The 21520-nt window shown below is 67.9% G+C and carries 24 protein-coding genes; 11 read left to right on the top strand and 13 right to left on the bottom strand.

The genetic code is table 11. From position 1 onward, the window contains the following. Position 1: 1 nt before the first annotated feature. Together rpsP and ffh are read right to left on the bottom strand one after the other, a co-directional pair. Positions 2-256 (bottom strand): 30S ribosomal protein S16, encoded by a 255-nt coding sequence (gene rpsP, locus ISP17_RS06635; protein WP_404631238.1) that lies wholly within the window; start codon positions 254-256, stop codon positions 2-4. Positions 257-559: 303 nt separating this feature from the next. Beyond that, positions 560-1942 (bottom strand): signal recognition particle protein, encoded by a 1383-nt coding sequence (ffh, locus tag ISP17_RS06630; protein ID WP_404631236.1) that lies wholly within the window; start codon positions 1940-1942, stop codon positions 560-562. Between the two features lie 107 nt (positions 1943-2049). Between ffh and ISP17_RS06625 the strand changes: the two genes are divergently transcribed. Together ISP17_RS06625 and purU are read left to right on the top strand one after the other, a co-directional pair. Beyond that, positions 2050-2847 (top strand): cytochrome C assembly family protein, encoded by a 798-nt coding sequence (locus ISP17_RS06625; RefSeq protein ID WP_404631234.1) that lies wholly within the window; start codon positions 2050-2052, stop codon positions 2845-2847. 1 nt (position 2848) lies between these two features. Further along, on the top strand, positions 2849-3718 hold the full coding sequence (gene purU, locus ISP17_RS06620) for a formyltetrahydrofolate deformylase (RefSeq protein ID WP_404631232.1): 870 nt from the start codon (positions 2849-2851) through the stop codon (positions 3716-3718). Between the two features lie 11 nt (positions 3719-3729). Here purU and radA read toward each other — a convergent pair whose 3' ends face one another. The 7 genes from radA to ISP17_RS06585 form a co-directional block, all read right to left on the bottom strand. After that, complete coding sequence (gene radA / locus ISP17_RS06615; RefSeq protein ID WP_404631230.1) at positions 3730-5109, bottom strand: DNA repair protein RadA; 1380 nt, start codon at positions 5107-5109, stop codon at positions 3730-3732. 102 nt (positions 5110-5211) lie between these two features. Further along, positions 5212-6300, bottom strand: a complete 1089-nt coding sequence (gene alr, locus ISP17_RS06610) for an alanine racemase (protein WP_404631228.1) — start codon at positions 6298-6300, stop codon at positions 5212-5214. Positions 6301-6446: 146 nt separating this feature from the next. Next, on the bottom strand, positions 6447-7841 hold the full coding sequence (locus ISP17_RS06605; protein ID WP_404631226.1) for a replicative DNA helicase: 1395 nt from the start codon (positions 7839-7841) through the stop codon (positions 6447-6449). 195 nt (positions 7842-8036) lie between these two features. After that, positions 8037-8486, bottom strand: coding sequence for a 50S ribosomal protein L9 (rplI, locus tag ISP17_RS06600; protein WP_404631224.1), 450 nt, complete (start codon positions 8484-8486; stop codon positions 8037-8039). Between the two features lie 105 nt (positions 8487-8591). After that, positions 8592-8822, bottom strand: coding sequence for a 30S ribosomal protein S18 (gene rpsR / locus ISP17_RS06595; RefSeq protein WP_346955315.1), 231 nt, complete (start codon positions 8820-8822; stop codon positions 8592-8594). A gap of 15 nt (positions 8823-8837) precedes the next feature. Next, the gene (gene rpsF / locus ISP17_RS06590) at positions 8838-9278 is read right to left on the bottom strand and encodes a 30S ribosomal protein S6 (RefSeq protein WP_449757865.1); all 441 of its coding nucleotides are present in this window, start codon (positions 9276-9278) and stop codon (positions 8838-8840) included. A 177-nt stretch (positions 9279-9455) separates the two neighbouring features. Next, a complete protein-coding gene (locus ISP17_RS06585) occupies positions 9456-9782 on the bottom strand; it encodes a HesB/IscA family protein (protein ID WP_404631222.1) in 327 nt (108 codons plus the stop codon). Positions 9783-9947: 165 nt separating this feature from the next. Here ISP17_RS06585 and asnS point away from each other — a divergent pair, with 165 nt between their 5' ends. From asnS to can, 6 genes are all read left to right on the top strand, one after another. Continuing rightward, a complete protein-coding gene (asnS, locus tag ISP17_RS06580) occupies positions 9948-11363 on the top strand; it encodes an asparagine--tRNA ligase (RefSeq protein ID WP_404631220.1) in 1416 nt (471 codons plus the stop codon). Positions 11364-11374: 11 nt separating this feature from the next. Beyond that, entirely contained in the window at positions 11375-12172 is a 798-nt protein-coding gene (locus ISP17_RS06575; protein WP_404631218.1) for a hypothetical protein, read from the top strand. Then, entirely contained in the window at positions 12172-12495 is a 324-nt protein-coding gene (locus ISP17_RS06570; RefSeq protein ID WP_404631216.1) for a hypothetical protein, read from the top strand. The genes ISP17_RS06575 and ISP17_RS06570 overlap by 1 nt, the downstream gene beginning before the upstream one ends. A 28-nt stretch (positions 12496-12523) precedes the next feature. Beyond that, positions 12524-13315, top strand: a complete 792-nt coding sequence (locus ISP17_RS06565) for an SDR family oxidoreductase (protein ID WP_404631214.1) — start codon at positions 12524-12526, stop codon at positions 13313-13315. After that, the gene (gene nei, locus ISP17_RS06560) at positions 13315-14106 is read left to right on the top strand and encodes an endonuclease VIII (protein ID WP_404631212.1); all 792 of its coding nucleotides are present in this window, start codon (positions 13315-13317) and stop codon (positions 14104-14106) included. The genes ISP17_RS06565 and nei overlap by 1 nt, the downstream gene beginning before the upstream one ends. 75 nt (positions 14107-14181) lie before the next feature. Then, complete coding sequence (gene can, locus ISP17_RS06555) at positions 14182-14853, top strand: carbonate dehydratase (protein WP_404631210.1); 672 nt, start codon at positions 14182-14184, stop codon at positions 14851-14853. 7 nt (positions 14854-14860) lie between these two features. Here the strand turns inward: can and hutG are convergent, their stop codons facing one another. Together hutG and gorA are read right to left on the bottom strand one after the other, a co-directional pair. Continuing rightward, the gene (gene hutG / locus ISP17_RS06550; protein ID WP_404631208.1) at positions 14861-15652 is read right to left on the bottom strand and encodes an N-formylglutamate deformylase; all 792 of its coding nucleotides are present in this window, start codon (positions 15650-15652) and stop codon (positions 14861-14863) included. 31 nt (positions 15653-15683) lie between these two features. Then, the gene (gorA, locus tag ISP17_RS06545; protein ID WP_404631206.1) at positions 15684-17030 is read right to left on the bottom strand and encodes a glutathione-disulfide reductase; all 1347 of its coding nucleotides are present in this window, start codon (positions 17028-17030) and stop codon (positions 15684-15686) included. A gap of 149 nt (positions 17031-17179) precedes the next feature. Between gorA and ISP17_RS06540 the strand changes: the two genes are divergently transcribed. Genes ISP17_RS06540 through ISP17_RS06530 form a run of 3 tightly spaced genes read left to right on the top strand, consistent with a single transcriptional unit; the run spans position 17180 to position 19436 of the window. Then, positions 17180-17566 (top strand): BlaI/MecI/CopY family transcriptional regulator, encoded by a 387-nt coding sequence (locus ISP17_RS06540; RefSeq protein ID WP_404631204.1) that lies wholly within the window; start codon positions 17180-17182, stop codon positions 17564-17566. A 1-nt stretch (position 17567) separates the two neighbouring features. Beyond that, a complete protein-coding gene (locus ISP17_RS06535) occupies positions 17568-18818 on the top strand; it encodes a TonB family protein (protein WP_404631202.1) in 1251 nt (416 codons plus the stop codon). 57 nt (positions 18819-18875) lie between these two features. Next, entirely contained in the window at positions 18876-19436 is a 561-nt protein-coding gene (locus ISP17_RS06530; RefSeq protein WP_404631200.1) for a C40 family peptidase, read from the top strand. A gap of 163 nt (positions 19437-19599) precedes the next feature. Here ISP17_RS06530 and ISP17_RS06525 read toward each other — a convergent pair whose 3' ends face one another. Both ISP17_RS06525 and ISP17_RS06520 read right to left on the bottom strand, forming a co-directional pair. Beyond that, complete coding sequence (locus ISP17_RS06525; RefSeq protein ID WP_404631198.1) at positions 19600-20085, bottom strand: FKBP-type peptidyl-prolyl cis-trans isomerase; 486 nt, start codon at positions 20083-20085, stop codon at positions 19600-19602. Positions 20086-20122: 37 nt separating this feature from the next. Then, positions 20123-21355 (bottom strand): MFS transporter, encoded by a 1233-nt coding sequence (locus ISP17_RS06520; protein ID WP_404631196.1) that lies wholly within the window; start codon positions 21353-21355, stop codon positions 20123-20125. Positions 21356-21520: the final 165 nt, after the last annotated feature.

Below are 21520 nucleotides of genomic sequence, written 5' to 3'. Positions count from 1 at the left end.
CTCAGGCAGCCTGCTGCTTGCCGGCTTCCTTCACGAGGGCAGCAACCTTGTCGGTCAGCTGCGCACCCTTGCCGACCCACTCCTTGACGCGCTCGACGTTCAGCTCAAGGCGCTTGTCCTTGCCCGCCGCGACCGGGTTGTAGAAGCCCACGCTCTCGATGTTGCGACCGTCGCGCTTGTTGCGCTGGTCGGTCACGACGACGTGGTAGAACGGACGGCCCTTGGCGCCACCGCGCGAAAGACGAATCTTGACCATAGTAAAAGCTCCAGAGTTGCCGGAATTGCCGGCCGCACGCACGAGACCGTGCGCGGTAAACGCGGCATTTTAGTGGATTTTCGGTAAAAGGGAAGCCCTTGGGCGACTATGCTGGCCTGTCCGCTCCTATCACCCATACAGCTGGGTAAGGTCGCCACGAAGCGAACGTCATCCCCGCGAACGCTGGGACCCACTGTGCTCTTGGGGCCAAAGTCAAAATGGGTCCCCGCTTGCGCGGGGATGACGTTCGCCCTGTAGGGGAGCAAAGGCGCGGGGTCGAGGGCCGCGGGATACCCCGGTTGATCAGCGCATCGGCGGCATGCCGCCGCCCATTCCACCCATGCCCTTCATGGCGCCGCGCATCTGCCGCATCAGGCCCTTGGTGCCGCCCTTGGCCAGCTTGGACATCATCTTTTCCATCTGCATGTACTGCTTGAGCAGGCGGTTGACGTCGGCCGGCTGGGTGCCGGAGCCGCGCGCCACGCGGGCGCGGCGCGAGCCATTGAGCAGGTCCGGGTGGCGGCGCTCTTTCTTGGTCATCGACCCGATGATGGCGACCATCCGCTTGAGTTCGTTGTCGTTGACCTTGGATTTGACGCTGTCCGGCACGCTGGCCATGCCCGGCAGCTTGTCCATGAGGCCGGCCAGGCCACCCATGTTGTTCATCTGCTCGAGCTGGTCGCGCATGTCGTTCAGGTCGAAGCGCTTGCCCTTCATCACCTTGGTGGCGAGCTTCTGCGCCTTTTCCTGGTCGACCTTGCGCTCGACTTCCTCGACCAGAGACAGCACATCGCCCATGCCGAGAATGCGCTGCGCGACGCGATCGGGGTGGAACGGCTCCAGCGCATCGAGCTTTTCGCCGGCACCCAGGAACTTGATCGGCCGACCGGTGACGTAGCGCACCGACAGCGCCGCACCGCCGCGAGCATCGCCGTCGGTCTTGGTTAGCACCACGCCGGTCAGGGGTAGCGCCTCGGCGAAGACCTTGGCGGTGTTGGCCGCATCCTGGCCGGTCATCGCGTCGACCACGAACAGCGTCTCGACCGGCGTGATCGCGGCATGCAGCGCCTTGATCTCGTCCATCATCGCCTGGTCGATGCTGAGGCGGCCGGCGGTATCGACCAGCAGCACGTCGATCACCTCGCGCCGTGCGGCCGCGATGGCGGCCTTGGCGATATCGATCGGGTTCTGGCCGGCCTCGGAGGGGAAGAAGCTCACCCCGACCTGCTCGGCCAGCGTGCGCAGCTGCTCGATCGCCGCCGGACGGTAGACGTCGCAGCTCACCACCATCACACGCTTCTTCTTGCGCTCGACCAGGAAGCGCGCCAGCTTGCCCACCGTGGTGGTCTTGCCGGCACCCTGCAGGCCGGCCATCAGCACCACCGCCGGTGGCGTCTGGGCGAGATTGAGCTCGGTATTGACCGTGCCCATCACTGCGGTTAGCTCGTCGCTGACCACCTTCACCAGTGCCTGGCCGGGTGACAGGCTCTTGAGCACTTCCTGGCCGACCGCGCGCACCTTGACCCGCTCGATCAGCGCCTGCACCACCGGCAGCGCCACGTCAGCCTCGAGCAGCGCAATGCGCACCTCGCGCAGCGACTCGCGGATGTTTTCCTCGGTCAGCCGGCCGCGGCCGCGCAGGCGGTTGACGGTGGCGGACAGGCGTTGGCTGAGCGACTCGAACATGGGTGAAAACCGTGGCGCGGAAAGTTGCCGATTATAGCCAGCGGCACACCTTGCCGGCGAATGAAGCCCCTGCAACGGCGCCGGACGCTGTGCGACACTGCCCGGCCATGATGCTTCCCGTCCTCAGCACCCTCGCCATCGTTCTCTACCTTGCCGCTGCCGGCGCACTGGCCTGGCCGCTGCTCGGGGACAACCGACCGACCGGCCGCTGGCCGCTGGCCGTCGGCGCACTCGCGGTGCTGTTGCACGCGGCGATCCTGCTGGGCATGCATCGCGGCGCGCTGGACCTGCACTTCTTCGCCGCGCTGTCGCTGGTCGCCTGCGTGGTGTCCGCGTTGACCCTGCTGGTGAATCTCTCCCGCCCGGTGGCGGCACTGGGGGTGATCGTGTTCCCACTGTCCGCACTGCTGGTGGCGGTGGACGGATTCCTCGCCCCGCCCACGCTGCCGCAGCCGATGGACTGGCAGATCAAGCTGCACGTCACCGTGGCCCTGCTCGCCTTCAGCGTGCTGTCGATCGCCGCGGTGATGGCGATCGGCCTGGCGGTGCAGGAACGCGGCCTGCGCCATCGCCAGTTCGGCCCGTGGCTGCGTGCGCTGCCGCCGCTGACACTTACCGAAACCCTGCTGTTCCAGCTGATCGGCGCCGGCTTCGCGCTGCTCACCCTGACCCTTGTCACCGGCACTCTGTTCGTCGACAACCTGTTCGGCCAGCACTTGGTGCACAAGACGGTGCTGTCGATCATCGCCTGGCTGGTGTTCGGCGCCCTGCTCTACGGCCGCTGGAAGCACGGCTGGCGCGGGCGCCGCGCGGTGAACCTCACGCTGTCGGGCATGGCACTGCTGGTACTGGCGTTCTTCGGCACCAAGGCCGTGCTGGAACTGGTCCTGCACCGGGGGCTCTGAGATGGGCGAGGGCGCGACACAGTTCGTCCTCACGTTGTCCTGCCCCGACCGCCCTGGCATCGTCGGCGCCGTCTCCAGCCACCTCGCCGCGCAGGGCAGCAACATCCTCGAAGCGCAGCAGTTCGGCGACGCACAGACCGGTCAGTTCTTCATGCGGCTGGTGTTCCACCCCTGCCAGTCCAACGTGGCGGCGGACGACCTGCGTACCGGCTTCCGGGTGGTCGCCCAGCGTTTCGACATGCGCTGGACGCTGCGTCCGCGTGACCAGCGCCGCCGCGTGCTGCTGATGGTGTCGAAGTTCGACCACTGCCTGGCCGACCTGCTGTACCGCTGGCGCATCGGCGAGCTGCCGATGGACATCGTCGGCATCGTCGCCAACCATCCGCGCGACACCTATCGCCACCTGGATTTCGACGGCATTCCCTTCCACTACCTGCCCACCGACCGCGCCGACAAGGCCCCACAGGAAGCGCAGGTGTGGGCGCTGATCGAGCAGTCGGGGACCGAGCTGGTGGTGCTCGCCCGCTACATGCAGGTGCTATCGGACGAGCTGACCGCCAAGCTGGCCGGCCGCTGCATCAACATCCATCACTCGTTCCTGCCCGGTTTCAAGGGCGCGCGGCCGTATCACCAGGCGCACCGGCGCGGAGTCAAGCTGATCGGCGCCACCGCGCATTTCGTCACCGCCGAGCTGGACGAAGGTCCGATCATCGAGCAGGACATCGAGCGCGTGAGCCACAGCGACACGCCGGAGGACATGATCCGCATCGGTCGCGACATCGAACGCAGCGTGCTGGCACGCACGCTGCGGCTGGTGCTGGACGACCGCGTGCTGATCGACGGCCACAAGACGGTGGTGTTCGCCCCGTAGGAGCATCGCGTTCAGCGGCAGGCGTCGATCGCCTCGGACAGCCGCTCCACACCGACCACCTCCATCTCGCCCACCTTGCCCTTCTTCGGCGCGTTGGCCTTCGGCACGATGGCGCGGCGGAAGCCGTGATGCGCGGCCTCCTTCAGGCGCTCCTCGCCGTTGGGTACCGGACGGATCTCGCCGGACAGGCCGACCTCGCCGAAGGTGATGGTCTTGTCCGGCAGCGGCCGGTCGCGCAGCGAGGACAGCACCGCCAGCAACACCGGCAGGTCGGCGGCGGTCTCCTGCACGCGGATGCCGCCGACCACGTTGACGAACACGTCCTGGTCGTAGGCCGCCACGCCGCCGTGCCGGTGCAGCACCGCCAGCAACATCGCCAGCCGGTTCTGCTCCAGGCCCAGTGCGACGCGACGCGGGTTGCCCAGCGAGCTCTGGTCCACCAGCGCCTGTACTTCCACCAGCAGCGGTCGGGTGCCCTCGCGGGTGACCATCACCGCGCTGCCCGAGGTGGGGCCGGAGTGCGTGGACAGGAAGATCGCCGAGGGGTTGGGCACCTCGCGCAGGCCCTTCTCGCTCATCGCGAACACACCCAGTTCGTTGACCGCGCCGAAGCGGTTCTTGAACGCGCGCAGCACGCGGAAACGCGAGCCGGATTCGCCCTCGAAATACAGCACCGCGTCGACCATGTGCTCGAGCATGCGCGGGCCGGCGATGCCGCCTTCCTTGGTCACGTGGCCGACCAGGAACACCGAGGTGCCGGTTTCCTTGGCAAAGCGGGTGAGCTTGGCCGCCGACTCGCGCACCTGGCTCACCGAACCCGGTGCCGCGGTGAGCAGCTCGGTCCAGATGGTCTGGATCGAATCGATCACCAGCACACGCGGACGGCTGGCCGACACCTGCTCCAGGATGCGCTCGATGCAGGTTTCGGCCAGCCCGTTCAGCGGCGCCAGCGGCAGGTCCAGCCGCTGCGCGCGGGCCGCGACCTGGGCCAGCGATTCCTCGCCGGTTACGTACACGCTGGGCAACTGCTCGCCCAGCGTGCCCAACATCTGCAGCAGCAGGGTGGATTTGCCGATGCCCGGATCGCCACCGATCAGTACCACCGAACCCTCGACCAGCCCGCCGCCGAGCACGCGGTCCAGCTCGCCAATGCCGGTGAAGCTGCGCGCCTCGGTGGTCAGCGCCACCGCGGTGAGCGGGGTGACCACGGGCGATCCGGCCGCCTTGCCGGCGTAGCCGACGCTGCGCTGCGCCGCCACCGACTTGGCCGCCGGCTGCAGCACGATTTCCGACAGCGTGTTCCACACCCCGCACTCGACGCACTGCCCCTGCCACTTGGAGTGCTCGGCACCGCAGTCGGTGCAGACGTAGGCGGTCTTGGCCTTGGCCATGCGTGTTTCCGGACAATGAAAAGCGAAGCGACGAGCTTAGCGTGCGCGCATCGCAGGTCGCGAGACGCCGGCGACGCGGCGCGCTGTCGGCGCGATGGCCGCTCAGCCCTCGTCCTCGACGAAGAGCACGCGCCGGGTCATGCCGCAGGTGAGGTCGTAGCTGATGGTGCCGGCCCGCGCGGCGACGACCTCCGCCGGCAGCTGCGGCCCCCACAGGGTGACGCGATCACCCACCTTCGCGGCGGGCGCATTGCGCAGGTCCAGCGTGATCAGGTCCATCGAGACGCGGCCGACCAGCGGCACGCGGCGGTCGCCCACCAGCACCGGCGTGCCCGCCACCGCGCTGCGCGGGTAGCCGTCGCCATAACCGATCGCCGCCACGCCGATCGGCATGTCCTCGGGACAGGTCCAGGTGCCGTTGTAGCCGATGCGCTCGCCGGCGCGGACGCGGTTGATCGCGATCAGGCGGGTGGACAGCGTCATCGCCGGGCGGTAACCGAAGTCGCTACCGCTCTTGCCGTCCACCACCGACAGCCCGTACAGCAGGCCGCCCGTACGCACCCAGTCGGCGCGCGCCTCGGGCCAGCCGAGCACGGCGGCCGAGTTGGCCAGCGAGCGCGGCCCATCAAGCCCGGCGGTCACCTCGTTGAAGCGTGCGATCTGCTCGCGGGTCACCGCACCGTCGAACACTTCCGACTCGGCGAAATGGGTGAGCAGGCCGATCTGCGGATCGACGCCCGGCATCGCGGCCAGCCGCGCATGCACGGCGGCCACCTGCTCCGGCGCGAAGCCCAGTCGGTGCATGCCGCTGTCGATCTTGATCCACACCCGCAACCGCCCGCGCCGCGGCGAGGCCTCGGCCAGCCAGGCGAGCTGCGCTTCGTGATGGATCGCCGCATCCAGGTCCAGCCGCTGCATCTCGGCAATGTCGCCGGGCTGGTCGGGGCCGGACAGCACCGCGATGCGCTGGCGATGCCCGGCCGCACGCAGGCGCAGGCCATCGCCCAGCGCCGCGACCGCGAACGCCTCGGCCTGGCTGTCGAGCGCACGCGCCACGCGCTCCAGCCCATGACCGTAGGCATCGGCCTTGACCACCGCCATCACGCGCGCCGGTGCGGCCGTGCGCTGGATCAGCGCGAGGTTGTGGCGCAGGGCGCCCAGGTGGATGGTGGCGACGGTGGTGCGGCTCATGAGTGCGAAAAATGAGGCATGGGCATCAGTAATTGGAGGGAGAGGCGCAAAAGCCCCCTCACCCCAACCCTCTCCCCCGGGCAGCGCCCGGGGGAGAGGGGGCACGGAGCGTGACCATGTGACGAATCACTGGCTTCCCCGGCGCGTCAATCGAACGATCCGACGAACGAGTCCGGCGCGTAGTTCTCGAACTTGGTGTAGTGGCCGAGGAAGGTGAGCTTCACGGTGTCGGTGGGGCCGTTGCGCTGCTTGCCGACGATGATTTCGGCGAGGCCTTTGTCCGGCGATTCCTTGTTGTAGTAGTCGTCGCGGTAGATGAACATGATCACGTCGGCGTCCTGCTCGATAGCGCCGGATTCGCGCAGGTCGGACATCATCGGACGCTTGTCGGCGCGCTGCTCGAGCGAGCGGTTCAACTGCGACAGGGCGATCACCGGCACGTTCAGCTCCTTGGCGAGGCCCTTGAGTGAACGCGAAATTTCTGAAATCTCGGTGGCGCGATTCTCCTTGTTGCCGGGCACCTGCATCAGCTGCAAGTAGTCGATCACGATGAGCCCCAGCCCGCCGTGCTCGCGGTGCAGGCGGCGCGCGCGCGAACGCAGCTCCACCGGCGACAGGCCGGGGGTGTCGTCGATGAAGATCTTCGCCTCGGACAGGATCGCGATGGCGTTGGTGACGCGCGGCCAGTCTTCCTCGGCCAGGTCGCCGTTGCGAAGGTGCTGGGCGTGGATGCGTCCGATCGAGGAGATCAGTCGCAGCGCCAGCTGCGAGGCGGACATTTCCATCGAGAAGATCGCCACCGCCTTCTTGCCGCGCAGTGCGGCGGCTTCGGCGATGTTCACCGAGAACGCGGTCTTGCCCATCGAGGGGCGCGCCGCGACGATGATCAGGTCCGACGGCTGCAAGCCCGAGGTGAGCTCGTCCAGGTCGTTGAAGCCGGTGGAGATGCCGGTGAGCTGACCCTTGTTCTGGTAGCGCTCGTGCAGCAGGCGGAAGGCGTCCTTGACCGCCTCGCGCATCGACACCGAATCCTTCTTGCCGCGCGTGCCGGACTCCGCAATTTTGAACACGCGCTGCTCGGCGTTTTCCAGCACCTCTTGCACGCCCTTGCCTTCCGGCCGGTAACCGTCCTCGCTGATCGACACGCCGGCGTCGATCAGCTGCCGCAGGATCGATTTCTCGCGCACGATGTCGCCGTAGGCGGCGATGTTGGCCGCGCTGGGCGTGGTGTTGGCCAGCTCGGCCAGGTAGCTGGCGCCGCCGACCATCTCGGCCAGGCCATTCGCATCGAACCAGTCGCCCAGCGTCACCGCATCGCAGGGCATGCCCTTGTTCGCCAGCTCGGTGATGGCGCGCCAGATGAGGCGATGATCCTTGCGGTAGAAGTCGCCCTCGGAGAGCCGGTCGGCCACCTTGTCCAGCGCATCGGGCGCCAGCATCAGGCCACCCAGCACCGCCTGCTCGGCATCGATGGAGTGCGGCGGCACGCGCAGCGATTCCACGCTGGATCCGGTGGATTTGCGATCGGGCACGAAGGACATCGGGATACTCGCAGGATGGGCGGCGCAAACCAGCGCGCACGCGGCAAGGATACGCGCCGCCATCGCAGGGCACGAGACAACAAGTCTGTGGATAAGCTGTGGTTTGGCGTGGATAAGCCGCGGCCTGGCGGCATTCCGCTCCAACGCAAACGGGCGCCTTGCGGCGCCCGTCTGGAGTCCGGCGCGAGGCGGGACTTACTTCTCGCCGACCACGATCACCTTGACGGTGGTCTGGACGTCGGCATGCAGGCTGATCACGACGTCGAACTCGCCGGTGTGGCGGATCGGGCCTTCACCCTGGATCACTTCACCCTTGTGGATGGTCAGGCCGGCAGCCTCGAAGGCCTCGGAGATGTCACGCGGGCCGACCGAGCCGTACAGCTTGCCTTCCGGGCTTGCGTGCGCGGTGATCGTCACCGACGCGTCAGCCAGCTTGGCCTTGCGGGCTTCGGCGTCGGCCAGCAGCGTGTTGGCCTTGGCCTCGTACTCGGCGCGGCGCTTCTCGAAAGCTTCGAGATTGGCAGCATTGACCGGCACGGCCTTGCCCTGCGGCAGCAGGTAGTTGCGGCCGTAACCCGGCTTCACGCTGACCTTGTCGCCAAGGTTGCCGAGGTTGCGGACTTTCTCGAGAAGAATCAGTTCCATGGTCGTTCCTTTTCGTTAGCACCGGTGTGGCCCGGCGCAGCCGTGGACGGTTGTCCGAAGGAGTTGCTCACGCGGCCGCCCCGAGGGGGCGGCCGCGCGCCACGATCAAACGTCGTGGTTGTCGGTGTATGGCAGCAGGGCCAGGAAGCGGGCGCGCTTGATCGCGGTCGCCAGCTGACGCTGGTAGCGGGCCTTGGTGCCGGTGATGCGGCTGGGAACGATCTTGCCGTTCTCGGTCACGTACTGGCGCAGGGTGTTGAGATCCTTGTAGTCGATCTCTTTGATGTCTTCTGCGGTGAAACGGCAGAACTTGCGGCGGCGGAAGAACTTGGACATGGCTATGGGCTCCTATCAGTCGCTGTCGCGATCGTTGTCGCGGTCGTCGCGGTCGCGACCACGCGGGCGGCTGTCGCCCTCACCTTCGCTGTCGTCGTCACGGCGACGCGAACCCTTGGCGTCGTCCTTCTCCTTCGACTTCAGGATGAAGGACGGCTCGGTGTCGGCCTCGTCACGACGGATGCACAGGTGGCGCAGCACGGCGTCGTTGAAGCGGAAGCCCGACTCCAGCTCGTTCAGGGCGTTCTGCGTGACCTCGATGTTGAGCATCACGTAGTGGGCCTTGGCCAGGTTGACGATCGGGTAGGCCAGCTGACGGCGGCCCCAGTCTTCCAGGCGGTGGATCTTGCCACCGTCGGTCTCGATCAGCGCCTTGTAGCGCTCGAGCATGGCAGGAACCTGCTCGCTCTGGTCCGGATGGACCAGGAACACAATTTCGTAATGACGCAGGGTCATTGGGTTTGACTCCTTGTGGATGCGGCCCTCACGGGCCTGACAGCCTCCCGTCGGTGCGGTGAGGCAAGGTTCCATCCGGCGCCGATCGGGCGCAGACAGAAGCGGAATTGTACGGTGGCGCCACAAGTGGGCGCAAGCTTTTGATTTGCGGCGGGGAACGGCGCCCGCCGGGGCCGCTCAGCCGACCGTGAAGCTCTCGCCGCAACCGCACTCGCCGGTGGCATTGGGGTTGTGAAACACGAAGCTGGCGTTGAGGCCCTGGCGCTGGAAGTCGATCACCGTGCCGTCGACCAGCGCCAGGCTCTTGCTGTCGACCACCACCTGCACGCCGTCGATGTCGAGCACCTGGTCGTCGGCAACCAGCTCGTCGGCCAGATCCACCACGTAGGCGAAACCGGAGCAGCCGGTGCGCTTGACGCCAAAACGCACGCCTCGGGCGGACGGGGTCTGCGCGAGGAACTGGCGCATGCGCTGGCTGGCGGCGGGAGTGATCGAGATGGTCATGGCGTGCAATCGGTTACGTGTCGGCGGGGAAAGGGTCGCGGGGCGCTCAGAACCTACATTATCATGCGGGTTTGGCCGGCCTCCGATCGTTGTCGGCGCCCTTGCCGCCACCCTTCTTCATCATTCATGTGCCCAGATGCGGCGCAGCAGCAGGAGTTTCAATCCATGGCGTTGGTCAGCGCGACGGTGTGCAGCGTGAAGCAGGCTCTCTCAGGCGCGCTGGAGGCGGGCAGCCGGGTGACCGTGCGCGGCTGGGTGCGCACGCGGCGTGATTCCAAGGCCGGTCTCTCGTTCGTGAACGTCAGCGACGGCTCCTGCTTCGACCCGATCCAGGCCGTGGTGCCGGCCACCGTGGCCAACTACGACAGCGAGGTAAAGCACCTCACCGCCGGTGCCGGCGTGATCGTCACGGGCATCTTGGTGCCCTCGCAGGGCAAGGGCCAGAGCTTCGAGGTGCAGGCCGAGGAGGTGATCGTCACCGGACTGGTCGACGACCCGGAAACCTACCCGATCCAGCCGAAGCAGCATTCGATGGAGTTCCTGCGCGAGGTCGCCCACCTGCGTCCGCGCACCAACCTGTTCGGCGCCGTGACCCGCGTACGGCACACCATGATGACGGCGATCCACCGCCACCTCACCGAACAGGGCTTCTTCTGGATCAACACGCCGATCATCACCGCCTCGGACGCCGAGGGCGCCGGCGACATGTTCCGCCTGTCGACGCTGGACCTGGCCAACCTGCCCCGCCTGCCGGACGGCAAGATCGACTTCCGCAAGGATTTCTTCGGTCGCGAGGCGTTCCTCACCGTATCCGGCCAGCTCAACGTGGAGGCCTACTGCCTGGCGATGAGCAAGGTGTACACCTTCGGCCCGACCTTCCGCGCCGAGAACTCCAACACCCCGCGCCACCTGGCCGAGTTCTGGATGGTGGAGCCGGAGATCGCCTTCGCGGATCTGGCCGCCGACGCCGACTGCGCCGAAGCGTTCCTCAAGGCGATCTTCAAGGCGGTGCTGGACGAGCGCGCCGATGACATGGCGTTCTTCGCCGAGCGCGTGCAGCCTGATGCCATCACCAAGCTGGAGCACTTCATCGCCCAGCCGTTCGAGCGCATCGACTACACCGACGCCATCGAGATCCTGAAGAAGTCCGGGCAGAAGTTCGAATACCCGGTGGCCTGGGGCGTCGACCTGCAGACCGAGCACGAGCGCTACCTGGCCGAGAAACATATCGGCCGTCCCGTGGTCGTCATGAACTACCCGGAAGCGATCAAGGCCTTCTACATGCGCCTGAACGACGACGAGAAGACCGTGGCGGCGATGGACGTGCTGGCACCCGGCATCGGCGAGATCATCGGCGGCAGCCAGCGCGAAGAGCGGCTGGACTACCTCGACGCGCGCATGGACAAGTTCGGCCTCGACAAGACCACCTACGGCTGGTATCGCGACCTGCGCCGTTACGGCACCGTGCCGCACGCGGGCTTCGGGCTGGGCTTCGAGCGCCTGCTGGTGTACGTGTGCGGCCTGTCCAACATCCGCGATGCCATCCCCTACCCGCGCGCGGCCGGTTCGGCCGAGTTCTGACCGGTCACGCCATGCGAACGCTGCCAAAACTCTCCGCTCTCGTCATCGCGCTGGCCCTGTGCCTGCTGCTGGGCGCGTGCCACAGCGCCAAGGTGTTCGTGCCGCCGAACCTGCGCCCGCCGACCGATACCGGCGATGCGCTGAAGCTGGCCAAGCAGCACCTGCAGGACGCCACGCCCTGCTGCACCAGCTTCGCCGACTTCTCCTACGGCAACCTGCTGCCGTGGCGGCCGAAGAAGTTCGAGCTGGGCCCGAACAGCCCGGTGGCCAACCTCAACGGCGTGCGCAGTCACTTCCTCGCATTCAAGCTGCCCAGCGACGTGAAGATGCCCTACCGCATCGCGGTGAAGTCGGAATTGAACGGCCGCTGGCTGCACTCCAGCTACCTGTTCGCGCCCACCACCGTGGTACTCGACGAGGCGTTCCAGCCGATCGACGGCAAGGACATCGCGCTTTGTGAGTACATGGGCTGGAGCAAATCCAGCACCGGCGCGTTCGGCAGCGCCACCATCGACAACCCCAAGGCGCGCTATCTGGTGATCTACTCCTCCGCCGACCAGCAATCGGGCGACACCTACTGGGAGCAGTCGCCCGCCGCATTCTCCGCCGAGGCGCCGGTGAACATGACCTCCAAGGGCAGCTTCAAGATCCCGCACGGTCCGGACGGTACGGTGTGGGTCGGCCTGATGAACGACAGCTACAAGACCGCCGTCGACCAGGCGATCTGCGGTGAGGCACCCAAGGGCGACGGCCTGCTGAAGACGCTGAGCACCGCACTACCCACCCACTGGATCGGGAGCACCAAGTAATGCCTCTGGGCGTGATCTATCTCGGCCTGCTGCTGGCCGGCGTGGCGTGTTTCCTGCTGCACTACGTGGCGCTAATGCAGGTCGCCCGGCGCCTGCGCGAGGCGCATCCGGACCAGTGGAAGATCATCGCGCAGGACGAGCGCGGCGTGGCAGTGCGCGCGCCGCTGCGCTGGATCCGCCTGCAGAACGCACTGCGTTCGCCGGTGTTGCCGGCGCTGGAAGACGCCGTGCTCAACCGCTGGCGCACGCTGTGGCGGATCTTTCCGCTGCTCGCCTGGGCCTGCCTGATCGCCGCCTTCGTGTTGCGCTGGAGCGCCCGCTAGGCTCGTGTTCCGCCATTGAGGACCGCGCATGCATCTGAACCTGAGCGGACGACATGCCCTGGTCTGCGGCGCCTCCGGCGGCATCGGGCGCGCCACGGCGGTCGAACTGGCCGAACTGGGCGCCAACGTCACGGTGCTGGCCCGCTCGGCTGATGCGCTGCAGACCGTGGCGGAGAGTCTCCCGCGGCATCACGCGGCTCAGTTGCACAATTGGCGCCAAGTCGACATGGGCGATACCGCCGCCCTCGCTGAGGCGATCGAGCAGCTGGTCGCGATCCGCCCGGTGCACATCCTGATCAACAACACCGGCGGCCCGCCGGGCGGCAGCGCCCACGGGGCAGATCGCGCCGCCTACGAGATGGCCTTCCGCCAGCACGTGCTCGCCGGGCAGACCCTGCTGCAGGCCGTGCTCCCCGGCATGCGCGCCACGGGCTACGGTCGGCTGGTCAACGTGATCTCCACCTCGGTGAAGGAGCCGATCGCGGGACTGGGCGTGTCCAATACGATCCGCGCCGCGGTGGCCGGCTGGGCCAAGACGCTGGCCGGCGAGCTGGCGGCCGACGGCATCACCGTGAACAACGTGCTGCCCGGCTACACCCGCACCGCGCGGCTGGACAGCCTGCTGGCCGCGCAGGCGCAGGCGAGCGGACGCAGCATCGAGGCGGTGGCGCAGGGGCTGATCGACAGCGTGCCGGCCAAGCGCTTCGGCGAAGCGGCGGAAGTGGCCGCGATGGTCGCCTTCCTCTGCACGCCGGCCGCCGCCTACGTCAATGGAGTAAGCATTGCGGTCGACGGCGGCCGCACGCGGGCGTTGAGCTGATGCCCGAAGGTCCCGAGATCCGTCGCGCCGCCGATGCGCTCGCCACCGCCGTGGTCGGTGCACCGCTGACGCGGGTGTGGTTCGCCTTCGACGCGCTCAAGCGTTACGAGCAGCCGCTGCTCGGGCGCAGCATCGAGTCGATCACCCCGCGCGGCAAGGCGCTGCTCACCCGCTTCGACAACGGCGTCACCCTGTACAGCCATAACCAGCTCTACGGCGTGTGGCGCGTGGCCGCTGCCGGTCGCGCGCCGGAAACCGGCCGCAGCCTGCGGGTAGCGCTGGAAACCGAGCGCAAGGCGATCCTGCTGTACAGCGCCACCGACATCGAGATGTGGCCCAGCGACCAGGTGGAAGAGCATCCGTTCCTGCAGCGCATCGGACCGGATGCGCTGGATCCGTCGCTGACTGCCGGCACCGTCGTCGCGCGCTTGCGCGACCGGCGCTTCGCCCGCCGGCGCCTCGGTGCGCTGCTGCTCGACCAGGCCTTCGTCGCCGGGCTGGGCAACTACCTGCGAGTGGAGATCCTGTGGGAAGCGGGTCTGGGGCCGCAACTGCGCCCGTGCGACCTGGATGAGGCCGAAATCGCCGCGCTGGCCGAAGCGATCCTAGACCTGCCGCGCCGCTCCTACCGCACCCGCGGCAAGCGTGGCGCCGGCCACCTGCAGGACACCCCGTTCCGTTTCCGCGCCTACGAACGCGGCGGCGAGGCGTGCCCGCGCTGCCTGGCACCGATCGAGAAGTCGATGGTCTCCAGCCGACCGTTCTACGCCTGCCTGCGCTGCCAGCGCTGAGCCAATCGGCATCGCCGGGTTACCATGCACGGCTGCGGGCCGCCGCCCGGCTGCTGCGCCCACTAAGGATCTCCCATGAGTCACAACCCCCTGCAGGACCTGATCGACAGCAACCGCCGCTGGTCCGAAACGGTGCGCGAATCCGATCCGGCCTTCTTCGAGCGGCTGGCCAAGCAGCAGTCGCCGAAGTACCTGTGGATCGGCTGCTCCGATTCGCGCGTGCCGGCCACGCAGATCGTCGACCTGCCGCCGGGCGAGATCTTCGTGCAGCGCAACGTCGCCAACGTGGTCTCGCACACCGACCTCAACTGCCTGAGCACCATCCAGTTCGCCGTCGACGTGCTCAAGGTGGAGCACATCATCGTGGTCGGCCACTATGGCTGCGGCGGCGTGCAGGCGGTGCTGGACGAACGCCGCATGGGGCTGGTCGACAACTGGCTGCGCCACGTCGGCGACGTCGCCAAGAAGCATCACGCCATGCTGACCGGGCTGGAGAACATGGCCGACCGCAACGTGCGCCTGTGTGAACTCAACGCGCTGGAGCAGGTGGTGAACGTGTGCCACACCACCATGGTCATGGACGCGTGGGAGCGCGGGCAGCCGCTGAGCGTGCACGCCTGGTGCTACAGCCTCACCAACGGCCACATGAACGACCTGGGCGTGCACATCGACAGCCACGGCGCGATCTGGCCGAGCTACGAAGCGGGCCTGGAGCGTCTGGCCAGCCGCGTCGGCGAGCCCGGCTGAACCTGGGCTAGTCAGCGGCGAGGCAGGCGCGCAGCAGTTCACCGATCAGCGCCTGCGCGCCGGCCGCCCGCTCGGGCAGGAAGTCGAGACTGTCCTCGTCCATGTAGGTGCACTGCGCCAATTCCAGCTGCACCGCCTGCACGTTCGCCGCCGGCCGACCATAGTGGCGGGTGATGTAGCCGCCCTTGAAGCGGCCGTTCACCACGTGGCTGTAGCCGCCCTGCCCGCGCAGCACCGCATCGAGCCGCGCCTGCAGCGGTGCGCTGCAGCTGGCGCCATCGGCGGTGCCGAGATTGAAATCGGGCAGGCGGCCGTCGAACAGCATCGGCACGCGGCTGCGGATCGAATGGCCCTCCCACAGCACGGCGTGGCCGTGTTCGCGCACCAGCCGCGCCAGCTCGTCGGCAAGCGCCTCGTGGTACGGCTGCCAGTACTGGGCCACGCGGCGCGCCACTTCGCCGGCATCCGGCTCGTCGCCCTCGACATACAGCGCCGTGCCGTCGAACGAGATGGTCGGGACCAGCCCGGTCTCGCGCTGCCCCGGGTACAGCGCGTGGCCATCGGCCGGCCGGTTGAGATCCACCACGTAACGCGAGAGCGACGGCCGCAGCACGCTGGCGCCCAACGCCTCCGCCAGCGGCGTGTACAGCCGGCCGACGTGCCAGTCGGTATCGAGTGAGCGTCGCGCCTGCGGCGTCATGCGCGCAGCGATGTCGGCGGGAATCGCGCTGCCGTCGTGCGGCAGGCTGATCAGCAGCGGCGCGGTGCCGCGCGAAAGGGTAATGATGGGCTGGTCCATGCCGACAGTGTAGCGACGCGTGACGCCACGCTCAGCCCATCAGCACCAGCTCCTCGGCCGAGGTGGGATGGATCGCCACGGTAGCATCGAGATCGCGCTTGCGCAGGCCCAGCTTCATCGCCACGGCGAAACCCTGCAGCATCTCGTCGGCTCCCGGACCCAGCGCATGGATGCCGACCACGCGCTCGTCGTCGCCCATGCATACGAGCTTCATCAGCGATGGTTCGCGCCGCCCCGCAAGCGCCAGCTGCATGGGCGTGAACTGGCTGCGGTAGCAGCGCACCGCATCGCCGTGCTGCTCGCGCGCCCGGGCTTCATCCAGGCCCACGCTCGCCAGTGGCGGCTCGCTGAAGAGCACGCTGGGGATGTTGTCGTAGTCCAGCCGGGCCCGTGGCTCGCCACCGAACAACCGGTCGGCCAGCCGTCGTCCCGCCGCCACCGCCACCGGCGTCAGCTCCTTGCGGTCGGTAACGTCGCCCACCGCGTAGATGCCCGGGCAAGCGGTGTTCTGGTAGTCGTCCACCGACACATGGCCCTGGCGACCGAGCGCAATGCCCAGCGCCTCCAGGCCGAGGCTCTCCGTATTGGGGACGCGACCGACGGCCCAGAGCACCGCGTCGTACGGGCCGCCCGCGTCCATGTCGTCGCCGTCGAGCCGCAGTCCCTGTGCATCGCGATGCGCGCCGCGCACCTCGATCGGGCGGATCATGCGGATGCCGTCGTGCTGCATGCGTTCGGCCAGCGCGTCGGTGAGCTCGGCATCGAAGCCGTCCAGCAGCGACCCGCGCACCAGCAGGCTCACCTCGCAGCCGAACGCGCGCAGCAGGCCGGCGAATTCCACCGCCACGTAGCCGCCGCCGACCACCGCCACGCGGCCCGGCAGCGCGCGCAGGGTGAACAGGTCATCCGAGACCCAACCCAGGTCGAAGCCCGGAATGTCCAGCCGGCGCGGTCGACCGCCGGTGGCGATCACCACGTGCGGCGCCTGCCAGCGGGTGCCGTCGACGGCCTGCACGGTACCGGCGTCGACCAGTCGACCGGCGTTGGGCACGCGCTGTATGCCAGCCTTTTGCAGGCGCTCTTCGTAGCGCGTGGTGATGCCGTCTACATAGTCCTGGCGGAGCTGGCGGAAGCGCTCCCAATCCAGCGTCCCGCCCGCCCCGTGGAAGCCGTACTCGCGTGCCAGCGGCTGCTGTTGCGCCAGCTGCGCCGCGTACCACAGCGCCTTCTTCGGCACACAGCCCCGGTGCACGCAGGTGCCTCCGGGCGGCGCCGGATCGAGCAGCACCACCTTCGCCCCGTGGTGCGCCGCACGGAACGCCGTCGCCAACCCGCCGGAGCCGGCGCCCAGCACGATGAGATCGCAGAGCTGCGTCATGAAGCCTCCACCGACAAAGAGCCAATCGGCAGTATCACCGCTCGAACGTCAACGTTGCGGCAGACGAGATCGGCCACTTGCGCCGCGACAAATTACATGTGTAATCTTCAATCAAGGATTACACCCGTAATCCACATGGAAGCCACGTCATGCGCCACGAAATTCCCACCATCACCGATGCCGAGAGCCAAGTGATGGCCGTGCTGTGGGACAGCGCGCCGCGCAGCTCGGAGGAAATCGTCGCCGAGCTGGGCGAGACCACCGACTGGCACGAGAAGACCATCCGCAGCCTGCTCAATCGCCTGCTCGGCAAGGGCGCGGTGAGCGCCGAGCGCGACGGGCGGCGCTATCTCTACAGCCCACTGCTCACCCGCGAGCAGTGGCAGTCGAGCGAGAGCCGCAGCCTGCTCGATCGGGTGTTCGGCGGTCGCGTCGCGCCGCTGCTGGCGCACTTCTCCACCCACGAGAAACTCAGCAAGCGCGACATCGCCGAGCTGCGGGTGCTGATCGACGCCATTGACAGGAAGGAGCGCTGAGATGCTCGCCAGCCTGATCGACCTCAGCGCCGGCTTGCTGCTCGTGCTGGCGCTGCGCAAGCCCGCGCGGAAGCTGTTCGGCGCCGGTCCGGCCTTCACCCTCTGGCTGTGGCCGGTGCTGCTCGGCGCGCTGCCGTGGCTGCCGACGCTGCCCGCGCGCTGGCAGCTGCTGGCGCCGGTGATCGTCCTGCCGGGCACGCTCGCCAGTCCGGCATTGCCGGGGTCCGCCGTGGCGGGAGGCGTGCCGTGGATGGCGCTGTGGCTGGTCGGCGCCACCTTCGCCCTGCTGCGCCTGGCGCTCGCCTATGCACGACTGCGCCGCCGCTGTCGCCCATTGCCGCCGGAGCTGCTGGCGCACTGCCGACACGAGCATCCCACGCTGGACCCGCGTCGCCTGCGCCTGCATTCGCGGGGACCGGCGGTGCTGTGGTCGTGGCGCAGCCTGATCCTGCTGCCGGCGGACTTCACCCGGCGCTTCGGTGCCGAACAGCGCGTGCTGGTGCTGGCCCACCAGCAGGCGCATCTCGCCCGCCGCGATCCGCTGTGGAGCCTGCTGGCCGAAATCCTCGCCGCGCTGCTGTGGTTCCACCCGCTGGCGTGGCTGGCGCTGCCGCGCTTCCGGCTCGACCAGGAGCTGGCCTGTGACGAGCGCACTCTGCATCGCAACACACACGACGCGGGCAACTACGCCCGCACCCTGCTCGCCAGCACCGGCATGGACGCCGCGCCGGTGCTCATCCCCTGGCTCGCCGAGCCGCAACTGAAGGAACGCCTGATGATGATTCGACGCGATCGCACCCCCACCGCACGCCGCCTCGCCGGGTATCTGGCCACGGCGTGTGTCATCGGCGGCATCTGCCTGGCTGCGCAGGCGTCGCCGCGGGTCGCCGACCCGAGCGGCCGGGCCACGCAGGATCTGCAGGCCAATCTCCGTACGCAGCCGCGTTACCCAAAGGCCTCCATCCTCAACAAGGAGAAAGGCACGGTCATGTTGCAGGTGCTGGTCAACCCCGACGGCACCGTCAAGGCGGTGGACTACGACCCCAAGGCAAGCACCACGACCTCGGCAAACCTGATCGCCGCCGCCAGCGATGCGGCGATGCAGTGGCATTTCAATCCCGCCATGAAGGGCGGCCAGCCGATCGAGAGCTACGCGCGGGTGCCGGTGAAATTTCAGATCGACACGCTGCCCGATGCCGCACCCGCGGCAGATTCCGAGAATCAAAATGCAAAAAAGCCAGAAAAGCACTGATTTGAAAGTCTTTTGATGGATTGGTAGGCTCGACGCACCTTCCGTCGGGCCTGCTGTATGACTACCCGCCCCCGCGCCACCCGGTCCCTGCCACGCCAGCTTCCCTGGGTATCCATGGCAGCGGCGGCCCTGCTGCTGGCCGCCTGCTCCAGCGCACCGCACCGGCGCGAGCCCACCTTCAAGACCTCGCACTCCGCGCTGGCCGACCTGCCAGCGCGCGCGCCCTCGGCGGCCACCGCCCAAGTGGCCAATGACGTGCTGTTCCGCGCGATGGCGCTGGTCGGCACGCCGTACAAATGGGGCGGGAACACGCCGCAATCCGGCTTCGACTGCAGCGGTCTGGTGGATTACATCTACCGCCACGCCGCCGACATCGCGCTGCCGCACAGCTCGCGCGCCATGTCCGAGATGGGTCAGAAGGTGAAGCGCATGACGGAACTGGCCAGCGGCGACCTGGTATTCTTCGGCAGCCGCAGCGGCATCAGCCACGTGGGCGTCTACGTCGGCCAGGGGCGTTTCGTGCACGCGCCCAACTCGGGCGGCACGGTGAGATTGGACGACATCGACGGGCCCTATTGGCGCGAGCATTTCGAGTTCGGGAAGCGGCTGCTGGATTGAGCCGGTAGCGGGCCTAGTCCGCGAGGCTTTCACTGCGAAGGCCACAACAAGAGCAGTTTGAGGCAAGCCTTACCCCTCATCCCAGCCTTCTCGCCGTGGGAGAAGGGGAGAACGAAAAACGGCGCCTTGCGGCGCCGTTTTGTTTTTTCCGTTTGAAGCGCACTCAGTGTGCTTCGGCGCCTGGCGGGTGGGCGTGGCCGTGCTGGATCTCTTCCTCGGTACCGTCGCGCACTTCGTTGATGGTCACGTCGAAGTGCAGCGTCTTGCCGGCCATCGGGTGGTTGAGGTCGACGTCCACCGTGGTCATGCCGACCTTGTGCACGGTCACCACGCGCTGGCCGCCCTGCTTGAGCGAGAGCACCGTGGTCATGCCGGGCTTGAGCTTGTTCGCCTGCTGGAAATACTTTTTCGGCACGCGCTGGATCTGGCCTTCCTGGCGCTCGCCGTAACCGTCGGCTGCAGCCACGTCCACCTGCAGCGACTCACCGGCCTCGTGGCCTTCCAGCGCCGTCTCCAGCCCCGGAATCAGCTGGCCGTGGCCGAGCAGCACCCACAGCGCCTCGTCGCGATCGTGCGAACTTTCCACCTTCTCGCCGTCCACCGTGAGGGTGTAGTGCAGCGAGATCACCTTGTCCTTGCCAGCCTTCATTGCCTGTCTCTTGTGCGATTGCAAACCCGGGATTCTATCAGGAGCGGCCGGGCTCGAAGGACACCCCGCGCACTTCCGGCCCGCGCCAGGCCAGGAACGCCAGCGCCAGCGCCACGGCGGCCATCCAGGCCGCCATCACCAGTGCGTAGTCGCCGCCGCGCTCGGCCGCCAGCCAGGCCTGGATCGACGCCGTGCCCGCAGCCAGCAGATTGCCCAGCTGATAGGCGAAGCCGGGCAGCGTCGCCCGCACGTCATGCGGCGCCAGTTCGTTGAGGTAGGTCGGCACCACGCCCCAGGCGCCCTGCACCATCACCTGGATCAGGAACGCGCCGATGCCCAGCAGCACCACCGAGCCGCCAAACGTCCACAACGGGATGCACGGCAGCGCCAGCAGCGCGGCCACCACCATCGCGCGTCGACGCCCCACCCGCTCCGACCAGCTGCCGAAGGTGAGCCCGCCGACGATGGCGCCGGCATTGAGCACCATAGTGAGCACGGCCACCGTGCCGGCATCGAAGTGCATCTGCGACTTGAGGAAGGTGGGATACATGTCCTGCGAGCCGTGGCTGAACATGTTGAACGCCGCCATCAGCAGCATCATGTAGAGCAGCCGCTTGCCGTTGCCTCGCATGGCGGCCACCGCGCCGCGGTGCGGCCCCTGTTCCCGCGCCGCCTGCCAGGCCGGCGACTCGGGCACCTTGGCGCGCAGGTACAGCACCAGCAGCGCCGGCAGCGCGCCCACCACGAACATCGCCCGCCAGCCCAGCCCGAACACGCTGAACACCAGCCAGTAAGCCAGGGCGCCGAGGAAATAGCCGCAGGGGTAGCCGCTCTGCAGCAGGCCGGACACCGCGCCGCGCGCCTTCGCCGGCACGGTTTCCATCGCCAGCGAGGCGCCGATGCCCCACTCGCCGCCCATCGCGATGCCGAAGAAAAAGCGCAGCACCAGCAGCGCGGTGAGCGAGGGCGCGAAGGCGCATGCCAGCTCAAGCACCGAGAACATCAGCACGTCGACCATCAGCACCGGCTTGCGCCCGTAGCGATCGGCCAGCCGCCCGAACAGCAGCGCCCCGATCGGCCGCGCCGCCAGCGTGAGCAGGATGCCAAGGGTGACCTCGGTGTGGCCGACGTGGAACTCGGTGGCGATCTCGTCCAGCACGAACACCAGCAGGAAGAAGTCGAACGCGTCGAGCGTCCAGCCCAGGAAGCTGGCCAGCACGGTGTGGCGCTGAGTCGTGTCGAGTCCGCGCAGTGCGGCAACGAGGGACATTCCAGGCTCCTGATCCAGATTGGGCAGCCGGGGAGGCTAGCACGCAGCCCACAGCGTGACGGGGCGCACGTCCCTACGAAATTGGCCAATTGACTCGCAAGGAATTACGCGCGTAGGGTCGACGGGTCACGCGTCAGACCGGTGGGGACCGGCCGCTTACCGCCT

The organism is Dyella ginsengisoli, assembly GCF_044904665.1.
Classification (GTDB): Bacteria; Pseudomonadota; Gammaproteobacteria; order Xanthomonadales; family Rhodanobacteraceae; genus Dyella_A; species Dyella_A ginsengisoli.
The sequence above is the reverse complement of the archived record's forward strand: the minus strand, read 5'-3'. Positions and strand labels throughout refer to the sequence as shown.